The following is a 10,850-nucleotide window of genomic DNA, read 5'->3' as shown; positions in this document are numbered from 1 at the left end:
CTCGTATAAGAATAGTAGCGGGTTTTTATGCACCTACTTTTCGGTTAAACGCAGGCCTTTTTTATAATTACTTACTTTCGGTTTAGCGATAAAACCGCTATTATTTTTATACATTGTTGCCAGCAGTTTTTATTTCTTCAGGGAAGTACTTATTCAGAGCTGATTTTGCATCCTGATTCCCTTGTAATAATTTTATACTTCTATCCGTAAAATCTGATATATTTAAGTGCTTACTTGCAATATTTCTGATTCCTTTATGATTAAAGGAAACCAAAACTTTATCATAGTCAGTATTAGCTATAATTTCATTTAATTCCGTTATGCGTTCAGTATACCAATCACTTATAGAAATGTTATCTAGAAAATTTTGATAATTAGTTTCTAATTGAGCTAAAGCGTTACCTTTTGAAACATCACTGTCAGTAAAATAGTAATTTACTTTCGTGCTTACATAATTTGAAGCCTGAATTTCTTTTAATTTATCTAATTCTTTTATTACATCAGTTTTAATCAAATCAATATTTGCTTCATCTATTAGTATTTGTTTCGCCAGAACTGTCAGAAACTCTGAATCTAAAAATAGGTTTTCAACTTCAGCAACTGAAAACGAATAGATATCGCTTTCTATTAGTTTTTCAAGTCTTGCTGTATCGTGATGGTCAGAATCAATAAGACCAAAAGCTTTAGTATTCACATTTTTTAATTTATTAAATGCTTTTGTATGATTTATAACATCAAAGCAACTGCCAACGGGCATTATTGTCAATTCTGGGAAAAGTATTGAATATACCCTTTCGTCAATACTACCTTTAACACCTTCACAGAAAAGAATATTTTTCCTACTACCTAATAGTTCAAAAAGAAGAGTTTCAGGTATTTCATCTGTTGGGATATCTTCAATTTCCCACTTGTCTGGATGAGTAAAAGATTTAATCCATATTTTTTTTGCAGTCGTTCTGCTAGTAGCGAAGTCTAAATCGTGAGTTAGATATATAAAAAGACAATCGTTTCTCTTATTCTCTAAAATGTCCCACAATTTTTTGAGAACCGTTTTGTGTAAATACATTTCTGGCTCATCAATTACTATAAATCCATTTGGTGGTGCTTGAAGAACTTGACCAATTAGGTAGAGCATTACTTTTTCCCCATCACTCATTTGTATTGCAGGATACGACCTGCCATCATCAGACCTTGCTGTAATATTAATTCCATCGTCACAGCTAATAGTCCTGTGTTCAATCAAAGAATTCCATATATCAAAAGTAATATCCAAGTTTGTTGGATTGGGATTCTTGATTTGTTCTCCCTGTGAAACTAATTTTAGAGATTCTTTTCTGTAACTATTACCTGCTGAAATATTGTCTGCAAGTAAGTTTTTTAAAACAACGGCAAACTCTTGTTGCAAATGATTAAACTCTCTTGCGTTTTTATTCGATTTGTCTCTTACTTGCGTTTGTTTTAATTCATTCGCTGTCGTAGCAGGATTAGAAATTGCATCAAAATTTGGAACTAATAAAATTCTTTGAGCAGAAATTACTACTCCATTGTTTTGAAGATAATTTTTAAATTTATTAGATAAAGTTGTTTTTCCGCTACCATTTGCGCCTATGGCAACAACATTGTTATTAAAATATCCAATCTTATCAAAAAAATCAATATTAAATTCTAATTGATGATATAGTATTGAAATATTACCAGATTTGTTTTCAATTTGTAGTTTGATTGAGTCTTGCCAATTTTGGTCTTGTTGAGAGATGAAATTAGTGTCTTTATGTCCTTTGAATGATAGGTTAGAAAGAATGCCGTCTATGTTCGATTGAAATTGATTTAAATAATTAACTTTTAAATCGCCAACTTTTGCTTTTTCCTCAAGCATATTGGTAAGGGCAATAACTTTATCTAGTATGTTCAAAGTAGGTTCCGAGCAACCTAACTCATAAGCACCTTGTCTATCAATATTTAAATATTCTTTTGCTTGTTTAGTGTAAGCTAGAAAACTCTCTAATTCTTTACTCATATTTGGTTTTGTTCAAATTGTTGGCAACAATTGTATAAACACCATATGGTGTTTATTTTTAATATGTTTACCTACAAATCTAACGGATTTTTTATTTTAATAAAACTATTTCTTGCTACTTGGTTACTATTTTCTATATTTTTTTTATAATCTTAGGCGCATAATAATATTTTAATACTCCTTAAGTCTGTTTAAGCATTTGTAAAGGTTTGTTAATATTGAAGAAGTAGTTGTACCTAAGGATAATTCTGTTTTTCCTCAATTCAAATCGTTGCAATTAAAGCGCCTAACGGTTTGGCCTATGCAAATAACACTACTTAACACTCTATTAATGCTAACCGTAAGGATCACACGAACACTTAGTTATTGGCACCATTCTTTTTATTTTCTTTTATATCTCCTTTAAAAAACTCTGTTTGCAAAAGAGTAATTTAATTTAGAAAATAAGCATAATGGCTAATCCCCTTGCTTATGTTTGTGAGGTTTTAGTGATGGTGTATTTCCTGGAGCTTTCTTATTATCTCTTTGACGTCTGTCCGGCTTTCCTGTAGATTTGGCAATTCTTTTTGGACCTGGTTTAATTCCCATTATGTTAATTTTCTAGATTCAATTTATTCTAAATATCCTTTTCATTCATATGTTATACGAAGTATATATAAATTTAAAAGAATTTTTCCTCAATATTTAATCAGGGAAAATTCCCAATTTCTCAAACTAAAGCATAAAAAAAGAATATATTTTACGGAAACCCACACCCTTAAAATCAAAAAAACCAATCATTGTGGATTGGCTAATTATTTCTATAACTATCTTATACTTTTACTCTTCAATAAAATCATCCAAAGGAAATTCAAAATCAAATAATTCTCTGGGGTGAATTTCTAACCCCTTCGCTAGCTCAATAATAGTTTGAAACTCCAAACTTTTCTGACCTTTTTCAATTTTTGAAATAGCACTAAAGTCTACATCACATTTTTGCGCTAATTGTCTATAGCTCAGCTTGAGCTCACTTCTACGTTTGAAAACATTTTCACCGAATTTTTGAATATAAATTTGTTCTTGATTCATCTATGAGTTCTTATAACAAGCAATCTCAAAAATTTTAACATATTTAATGTAGGCAATACAAGCTACAGTTGGTTGTTTTTTTATATATTTGAATCAGATTACATATTTTTGCGATTCTTCTGAAAGAAAATATAGGAAGCAATTGCTTTGAGTCTCGTTATCGAAAACTGGCGTTTTTTTAATTACCACGAGATGATAAGTAGATTAGCTCACAACCCGGGTGTGGGCTCACTTATCTGTGGTAAAGGTACCGCCAGTACCTCGATAACAATAAGTTGAGTTCCACACCTATTTATTTTCTAACAACCGGAACACTTCTCAACCGTTTTCAAAGCATCTTCATTTTATAAATCATAAGAACTCGCATGGTATATTAAAATGCGATCTGTTATGCTACACCGTAATTTTGAGTTATTAAAAAATGGAGATCCTGCTGCTTTAGAGTATATATATGCTCAATACAGCAGAAGCATGTTTTGGGTGGGTAAGCAGTGGCTTGATGATGACTTTGTAATAGAAACCCTGGTTCAGGATGTTTTCATAAAATTATGGAATTATCAAGATCGGATAAAAGACCCTCAGCATATATACTTTTTTTTAAAGTATGTGATGAAGATGGAATGTATGGCATACCATAGCAGACCCAAAAACAAGTTCTTGAAGAGAGTTAATTCCTTAGAAAGTTACGAAAATTATCAAGACCGTATGGCGGGGTATGATCCGGAAAATGATGAAGAAAATTTAAACCATCAACAATGGCAACAAAAAGCATTTGATCAAATCAAGAGTGTTTTGCCCCTATTGAATACGGAAAGAAGGCATTTAATTGAGCTTTGTTTAAAGTACGGATTTCGGTATAAAGCAATTGGACGGGTTTTGGGCAAGGGCATTACTGAAACCAGTAATGAGGTAAAAAGGGCTATCGAGGATATTAAAGATATAATACATCAAGGGGGCATTTCCAAAATCAAAACGAAACCTGCTATTGGTGTAAAGGTTAAAAAAGAAATGACCAAGGGGCAAAAAAAGGTATTGGAACTACGATGCAAAAAGAAGCATTCCTTTGCTTTTATTGCACAAGAGCTCAACCTATCCCAAAAGGAAGTTCACAAAGAATTTGTAGCAGCTTATAAACTATGGCAAAACAAACAATTTGAATCCGTATAGTATGGGAAATTCAACAATTAGACTCACTCGAAAAATCCAGCTTTTGGTTGACCTGCCTTCCAAAGAAGAAAAGGAAGATACAATATGTAAACTCTACCAATGGCAGAATCGATGCTATCGGGCTGCTAACCTTATTGTTTCCCATCTATATGTACAGGAAATGATCAAAGATTTTTTCTATTTATCCGAGGGCATTAAATACAAATTGGCTGATGAGAAAAAGAATGACGACGGTATCTTAAATCGTTCACGCATCAATACTACCTATCGCGTGATATCCAATCGTTTTAAAGGTGAAATCCCAACAAATATATTATCCTGTTTAAATGGAACTATAAATACTACATTCAAACAAAACACTACAAAGTATTGGAAAGGCGAACGTTCCCTGGAGAATTTCAGAAAAGACATGGCTTTTCCTTTTAGCCTGGAAGGCATAACCAGATTTGGATATAGCGAGGAAAAAAATGCTTTTTGCTTCCGATTGTTTTCTATACCCATGAAAACATACTTAGGAAAAGACTTTACCGATAAACGCATCTTATTGGAGCGATTGCTAAAGGGAGAAATCAAACTTTGTACCTCACATATAAAACTACAAAAAGGTAAAATCTTTTGGTTGGCTGTTTTTGAAATTGAAAAAGAGAAACATTGTCTAAGACCCGAGATAATTGCTGAGGCTTCTTTATCTCTTGAATACCCTATTGTAGTGAAAACTGGTAAAAAAAGGTTAACCATAGGTACTAAAGAAGAATTCTTGTACAGAAGGTTAGCTATCCAAGCCGCACGGAAAAGAGCAAAGATAGGGGCTACCTACTGTAAATCAGGTCATGGACGTAAACGAAAAATAAAGGCTATAGACAAGTTTTATAAAGTCGAAAGTAATTATATCTCACAACGTCTGCATGTATATAGCAGAAGACTTATTGATTTTTGCGTTAAACATCAGGCTGGCACCTTACTGCTATTAAATCAAGAAGAAAAAATTAGTGTTGCTAAAGAAGAGAAATTTGTCCTGAGAAACTGGAGTTATTATGAGCTTATTAGTAAAATAAAATACAAGGCCGAGAAGGCAGGCATAGAACTTATTGTAGATTAACCGATGTGGTTAAGAGGGTGCTTGTACACCCGTAAGGTGAGGCCTAAGGACACTCACTAAATGTGAATAGCATATACAACCCGTGTGATGAAACTTACACACGCTGAGTATAAGGAGCATATGCAACGTGTGGGCTTCCTTATTTTGACTTTCAGCACTATTTTAATTAAAAAGAGCCCCCAAATCCTTACCGAACTAATACTGCTTTGCTTGGTGAAATATCATTTTTCCGTGAAAAATTCGCCAGTTTTACTGGGATGAAGGCATTTCTACGTGAAAAATGGGTTATAAAGTTAGGAGCTTTAAAACCAAAATGCTTGTGCTTTTTGATGCCATGGAATAACGTAGGTCATCATATTAATTATGTTTTTTAGTAAAAAATCAGCCATTTTTACTGGGCTCACGATGCTTTTTAGTAAAAAACATGAGAATTTCCATTCTTTAAAATTTACCCAAATCTCCTATTCACAAAGGGGTTTGCGAAGCAAAATAAACTAGTAGCGTCGCTTTAGCGCGCTACCCTCTTGCTTAACCGTTGTTGTTCTCTAAACATAAAATAACTACATTATAATTTGTAAAAAGCATATAATTTGTTTATGAGGATTTATTTAAATATAATTGAGTTAATTGAATTGATTCTTTGGTTGGAATAAAAAGATTTCTTTTTCTAAAATTATCATCAACATAAAAGTAATAAGGTAAATTTTTATCGTTATTTTCTAAAATCAATGGATTTTCCATAGCCCTAAGAATTTCAAAATTAATATTCCTTGTACTTTTAAATATCTTTAAACTCTTTGCATCATAACCATTTGCTACTATGGTAATTTTAAAATTCTCATATTTTCGTAACATTTCATCAATTAACCTCATTTGGATGTCAATACAAGGTTGACAAAAATTAAACCTTGTAAAAACGAAAACTAGATCTCCCTTATTTAACATATTTCCCAATATAACTTTTTTACCATTTTCCGCTTCCATAGGTAAATTAATATTTATATCATTACTCTCATTAATAATTTCTATTTGACGTATTAATATACGTTCAGAAACTGAATTTTCAAGGTTTCTATTTGAATCAGTAAGTAATCGTTCATTAAGCTTATTCAAATTATCTATATTTCTCTTATTCTTAGTTCTCTGAACATAGCTATGCCCTAATAAAAAAAAGATTATTAATAATAGACCTAAATAGTATTTACTCTTGTGTATATTCATTTTAAATATGTTAAGATGATTAAAGGATTATCCTCGTAATCGATTGACTCCAAATACTTTAAAAAGTTACTTTGATTTGTAAGTTTTAAAATTTCAACTTTTTCACTTTCTGTCATATCTAATAATTTATCAGGATAAACAATAGAAATAAATATGTCTTCTTTTTTGACCCCTAAGTATGGGGTATGCAATTTCTTAAACCAAGAGGGATAATCACTATAACCAAATTTAAAAATATCGCCTTTCCTTTTATCGTAGTAAATTTCATACATCTGTTCATTCCACACACTTGTCACATACAGATAATTTTCACTTACATTAAAATAATCCAAAACTCCCACATATTTACTTTTTAGTATTGCTGACAAGGCACTGGTATTATTTAAATTTTTAAAAAGAGTATTACGAGCTTCAGTATTAAATGTATAAGATCCAAAATCAAAACGATATTTTAATTTTATTGTATCCTTCGATATTGAATAAACGTCATTTTTAAAATAATCTGTAAAAAATAATTGATCCTTTAAATAAGTAATAGGCTTCCTAACCTTCATCCTATTTCCAGATTTAATTGTATCAAAATTTAGGACTTTAGGTTGAGTTGAAGCCAGATGTCCATTGGTAAGCAAACTTATCCTTTTACTAGTATTATCATGAGAAATATTGTTTATAGTAAAGGTGGTTGTACTATTAACACTTGCTATATACTCAGCAGAAACATCATTAATAAATTCTTCTTTAGTAAAGCCTCCTTGTTTATCAAAAAAGATTAATTTATTTATGCGATCGAATATTACTATTTCATTATCTAAAATATCAAAATCACCTATCCTCATGTACTCACCAGGCCCTCTTCCAATATTTCCAAATTTTATTATAGCTTTACCAGCCTTATCAAAACTATATAAAGAGTTTGAATCATCATCAAGTACATAAATATAATCCTCATCAAACAAAATTTTTTTAATCCTTCCTATTAAGAAATCAGATTTAGTTTCTAATGGAATAGCAGAAACACTATCAATCATACCATATAATTGATTGATATCATTTGAAGGCTCATCAAAATCAACTACAATTGTAGAATAATCATTACTTTTAATTGTTTGTTTGTCTATATTTGTGTCACAACGGACTACCAAAAAGCAAAAAACCATAACATAAAGAAATCGATTTATATAATCATTCATATAAATTTGAAATTTAAATAAAGTCTATATTACTCACTGCAAAATAATATAGACTTCAAATTAAGTTAGAAATAAATTAAGAACTCCAGCCAGTATGATTATAGCAGCAGGAATGTCTTCCATCAGAATGAGCCCAACATGGATCACAATAAGTTAATGACCTTGTACCCCCTCCTGAAAAGGTAACACTCCCTAGATTTTTAGCTATTTTAGCTCCAATACTGGTCTCCCATTGGTAATAAACCTCTGTTTCCAATGTATAGTTGGTATAAAGATATCCACAGCTTTCTACATTAGAGTCTTCAACCTCAACATTAACTGCCCAATCACATCGTTCATCACTTTGATTCCAAACCATTTCAGTAGGACAGCTAAATTCATACTCTACACCCTCAGAAATCTGTATATATTTTGCTACATCAAAAGGATGTGAATAGAATCCGTCATCAAAATCATTTGAATAATAATTCACTACTTGCTGCGCATTTGTGCTACAAATTGTACCTAATGCCACTAAGCTTAAAATAAATAATCGTTTCATAAAAAATAATTAAAAGGTTAATATAATTCATTATATAATCTCCTATTATAATCACCATCGAGCTCATCAACTTGCTTCATATAATGCCGGGTGTCATCATACAATTCCAATCGCTTAGCAACTTGAGCACATAAGTAATTATTATAAAAATACGATTCAGTAGCTATGCTCTTGCGCAAAAGAAAGTAAGCCTCCCTTAAACCCTCCATCCCTCCTTTATCAATAAGCTGTTGCGCTTGAAAGACCTGATTAAAAAAGATCACAGCATCTTTACCTACTAGGGATATTCTTTTACTAAACTTAGAATTAACAACAGTTCCTTTTCTTCCCAATTCTAAGGCCTGATGTATTACTTTTGGGGCTTCATTAGGTAAAACAATATTTATAAGTTTTGATTCTGGTGAAAATACAAATCCTGTGGGTGATGCAACACTATTAAAAATCCAACTTAAATATCGATTCTCTCTTCTAAGAAAATCACACTTGTAAATCAGATAATGATCAGAAAGCTCCTCTTTTAACCTATCATTTAATGTAGGCTTTACTAAAAAATTGTCACAGGCATTACACCCCTCTAGAACACTTACCACAAACAAATACTTTCCTTCTTCATTAGCAATAGCTAAAGCCTCATCTAAGGTTCCTTCCACATAGTTCAGACCATCAATTTCTCCTTCTTTAACCTTCGGGTTCGTCTTATCGACCTTACAACTCTGTATACTTATAGTAAAAATTACAATTAAATAAAGTATGGTTTTCTTCATGCCCCAAAATTATTTTGTCAGAGTGCAATTACATTGCACTCTGCTATTTTTTTATGAATGTTTTTTGAGATTTATCATACACGATATAAATTCCTTCCATTCTAAAGTCATTGATATACTCAAAAAATGTCCTGCGAGAGATACCAATCTTTTCAGCCATAACCGCAGCCGAACCAGGGTACCCCTTTTCTATGAGATCTAACATAAAAGCTTTACGTTGCTGATATTTTCTAAACTTCATGGTATTATTTATTGGTATATTCTATTGATTAATGGAGTCTATTAGCGCTTTCAAATTAAATGAATCAGAGAGTCTGATCCCCGTTTGCAAATCGGTGAGCGTTACCATCTGCAACATATAATAATTGGTCCAATATTGTTTAAGACTTTGTAAATAACTGTTACGGGCATTATCCTTGTTCCTGACTACACTATTCAGCCTTACAATATCGACCGTACCAAACATAAAACGCTGCATAATAATCACATGGGTAGTAGCAGCCACCTCACTGGCTTTTCTGGCGTTTTCCACCAGCTTACCCTGTATATTAAAATCAGTAACCAACAATTGTACCTCCTGCTCAAAATCAATAGCCGTCTGCTCGTTTTCTATACGGGTAATTTCAAGGTTCCTCTCTGCTCTCATATTGTTTCGCTTTCTCCTACCCCAATCTACCAAAGGAATTTCTATAGACAGACTCACCCGTTGTTGATTTAAAGGATCCTGGTAAGTATCAGGCCAGGTGTCGCTGGTCTTATTGAGCCCGACACTCCCCGAAAATTTAGGATTGAATTTCCTCTCTGCAGCAGTTCTGTTTACCTCCTTTAGAGATTGTAATTCTCTTAAGCGGATATCGAGCATTTGGGTATTATTAGTCATTGCCTGGTCCAAAATAAATTCCTCAGAAAGTTGAAGCTTTGGCACCTCCTCCGGGATTTTCAACTCAATAGCTCGAGAAGTATCAAATCCCAGGAATGAATTCAATTTATACTGCGCACTTTTTAACCTGCTCTGTGCTCTTTTAAGGCTAACTTCGCTATCCAGTAAATTCAGTTCTAAATCAAGTAAAGCCTCTTTATTTATAGTGGCAATTTCAAATCGCTTTTGTCCTAATTTATATAGTTTATCTGCATTGCTAAAGTTATCTTGAGCCATATTATAACTCAATTGCGCATTGGCTAAATCGAAAAAGTAGCTAATCGCGTTCACATGTAGTTGTTGTTGTGATTCTAAATATTCCTTTTTAGCTTTTTCATATTGTAAGGGTTCTATCTTTTTATCCCATTTATATGGATTGAAATTAAATAATCCCTGTTCAAAACCTATATTAAAAAGATTGTTATTAAATGACAGAGAAGGATTGTCCCCGTAAGTTTCCAGGCGATTGACACTCGAATTGAGGTACAATCTACCCCCAGTGGCTAAAATGTTCTTTTGAATATTCAAGCCCGCATTCGAATTGAGGGTTTGTTGGTTTCTGAATTCATACCTGTTCTGCTCATAATTATAAACCTCTTGGGTATAATTATTGTAACTCAATGGCTCAAAATTAATTCCAATAACAGGAAGTCCCTCAATTTTATAGTTTTCATATTCCCAATATCGGGTCAATAAGGTATTCTTATTTTTAAACGATTCCAGCGATTTTGTTGCAGATATCTCCAGTACCTGATTTAAATCCAAAGTCAACGAATCTTTCAATTGTGCATACCCAGCAATCGTTGTTAAAAACATGGCTGGTATATATATTAGTTTAATGAATCGATACATTTGTTATTCACT

General features: G+C 32.2%; 11 protein-coding genes. 2 read left to right on the top strand and 9 right to left on the bottom strand.

Going from position 1 to position 10,850, the window contains the following annotated elements; all coding sequences use genetic code 11:
• Window positions 1–106: 106 nt before the first annotated feature.
• The 3 genes from P278_RS03625 to P278_RS03620 all read right to left on the bottom strand — a co-directional run bounded on the left by P278_RS03625 (window position 107) and on the right by P278_RS03620 (window position 3,085).
• Window positions 107–2,017 (bottom strand): AAA family ATPase, encoded by a 1,911-nt coding sequence (locus P278_RS03625; protein ID WP_038262532.1) that lies wholly within the window; start codon window positions 2,015–2,017, stop codon window positions 107–109.
• Between the two features lie 456 nt (window positions 2,018–2,473).
• Window positions 2,474–2,605 (bottom strand): hypothetical protein, encoded by a 132-nt coding sequence (locus P278_RS16815; RefSeq protein WP_262507897.1) that lies wholly within the window; start codon window positions 2,603–2,605, stop codon window positions 2,474–2,476.
• A gap of 231 nt (window positions 2,606–2,836) precedes the next feature.
• The gene (locus P278_RS03620) at window positions 2,837–3,085 is read right to left on the bottom strand and encodes a helix-turn-helix domain-containing protein (protein ID WP_038262529.1); all 249 of its coding nucleotides are present in this window, start codon (window positions 3,083–3,085) and stop codon (window positions 2,837–2,839) included.
• 390 nt (window positions 3,086–3,475) lie between these two features.
• On the opposite strand from P278_RS03620, the gene P278_RS03615 reads away from it, so the two are divergent.
• A complete protein-coding gene (locus P278_RS03615; RefSeq protein WP_038262538.1) occupies window positions 3,476–4,252 on the top strand; it encodes an RNA polymerase sigma factor in 777 nt (258 codons plus the stop codon).
• 1 nt (window position 4,253) lies between these two features.
• Entirely contained in the window at window positions 4,254–5,351 is a 1,098-nt protein-coding gene (locus tag P278_RS03610; protein ID WP_038262526.1) for a hypothetical protein, read from the top strand.
• Between the two features lie 594 nt (window positions 5,352–5,945).
• Here the strand turns inward: P278_RS03610 and P278_RS03605 are convergent.
• The 6 genes from P278_RS03605 to P278_RS03580 all read right to left on the bottom strand — a co-directional run bounded on the left by P278_RS03605 (window position 5,946) and on the right by P278_RS03580 (window position 10,802).
• On the bottom strand, window positions 5,946–6,572 hold the full coding sequence (locus tag P278_RS03605) for a hypothetical protein (protein WP_038262523.1): 627 nt from the start codon (window positions 6,570–6,572) through the stop codon (window positions 5,946–5,948).
• Window positions 6,569–7,762: a 6-bladed beta-propeller gene (locus tag P278_RS03600; protein ID WP_038262514.1), complete on the bottom strand. Its 1,194-nt coding sequence runs from the start codon at window positions 7,760–7,762 to the stop codon at window positions 6,569–6,571. Before P278_RS03600 ends, P278_RS03605 begins: the two co-directional genes overlap by 4 nt.
• A gap of 76 nt (window positions 7,763–7,838) precedes the next feature.
• Window positions 7,839–8,303: a chitin binding peritrophin-A domain-containing protein gene (locus tag P278_RS03595; protein ID WP_038262512.1), complete on the bottom strand. Its 465-nt coding sequence runs from the start codon at window positions 8,301–8,303 to the stop codon at window positions 7,839–7,841.
• 17 nt (window positions 8,304–8,320) lie between these two features.
• Window positions 8,321–9,067, bottom strand: a complete 747-nt coding sequence (locus tag P278_RS03590) for a hypothetical protein (protein ID WP_038262510.1) — start codon at window positions 9,065–9,067, stop codon at window positions 8,321–8,323.
• Window positions 9,068–9,110: 43 nt separating this feature from the next.
• Window positions 9,111–9,308, bottom strand: a complete 198-nt coding sequence (locus tag P278_RS03585; protein WP_038262507.1) for a helix-turn-helix domain-containing protein — start codon at window positions 9,306–9,308, stop codon at window positions 9,111–9,113.
• Window positions 9,309–9,329: 21 nt separating this feature from the next.
• Window positions 9,330–10,802 carry a TolC family protein gene (locus P278_RS03580; RefSeq protein ID WP_038262504.1) on the bottom strand — a complete coding sequence of 491 codons (1,473 nt, stop codon included), beginning with the start codon at window positions 10,800–10,802 and terminating at the stop codon, window positions 9,330–9,332.
• Between the last annotated feature and the right edge of the window lie 48 nt (window positions 10,803–10,850).

Origin of the sequence: Zhouia amylolytica AD3 (assembly GCF_000511935.2) — a bacterium.
In the GTDB taxonomy this organism is placed as follows: domain Bacteria; phylum Bacteroidota; class Bacteroidia; order Flavobacteriales; family Flavobacteriaceae; genus Zhouia; species Zhouia amylolytica.
This window is presented reverse-complemented; position numbering and strand designations above follow the sequence as displayed.

What these genes read in the sequence shown, in the direction of transcription:
- P278_RS03620 (WP_038262529.1), bottom strand. Translation starts at nt 3,085, where the DNA reads ATGAATCAAGAACAAATTTATATTCAAAAATTCGGTGAAAATGTTTTC.
- P278_RS03600 (WP_038262514.1), bottom strand. Translation starts at nt 7,762, where the DNA reads ATGAATGATTATATAAATCGATTTCTTTATGTTATGGTTTTTTGCTTT.
- P278_RS16815 (WP_262507897.1), bottom strand. Translation starts at nt 2,605, where the DNA reads ATGGGAATTAAACCAGGTCCAAAAAGAATTGCCAAATCTACAGGAAAG.
- P278_RS03595 (WP_038262512.1), bottom strand. Translation starts at nt 8,303, where the DNA reads ATGAAACGATTATTTATTTTAAGCTTAGTGGCATTAGGTACAATTTGT.
- P278_RS03580 (WP_038262504.1), bottom strand. Translation starts at nt 10,802, where the DNA reads ATGTTTTTAACAACGATTGCTGGGTATGCACAATTGAAAGATTCGTTG.
- P278_RS03605 (WP_038262523.1), bottom strand. Translation starts at nt 6,572, where the DNA reads ATGAATATACACAAGAGTAAATACTATTTAGGTCTATTATTAATAATC.
- P278_RS03610 (WP_038262526.1), top strand. Translation starts at nt 4,254, where the DNA reads ATGGGAAATTCAACAATTAGACTCACTCGAAAAATCCAGCTTTTGGTT.
- P278_RS03625 (WP_038262532.1), bottom strand. Translation starts at nt 2,017, where the DNA reads ATGAGTAAAGAATTAGAGAGTTTTCTAGCTTACACTAAACAAGCAAAA.
- P278_RS03615 (WP_038262538.1), top strand. Translation starts at nt 3,476, where the DNA reads ATGCTACACCGTAATTTTGAGTTATTAAAAAATGGAGATCCTGCTGCT.
- P278_RS03590 (WP_038262510.1), bottom strand. Translation starts at nt 9,067, where the DNA reads ATGAAGAAAACCATACTTTATTTAATTGTAATTTTTACTATAAGTATA.
- P278_RS03585 (WP_038262507.1), bottom strand. Translation starts at nt 9,308, where the DNA reads ATGAAGTTTAGAAAATATCAGCAACGTAAAGCTTTTATGTTAGATCTC.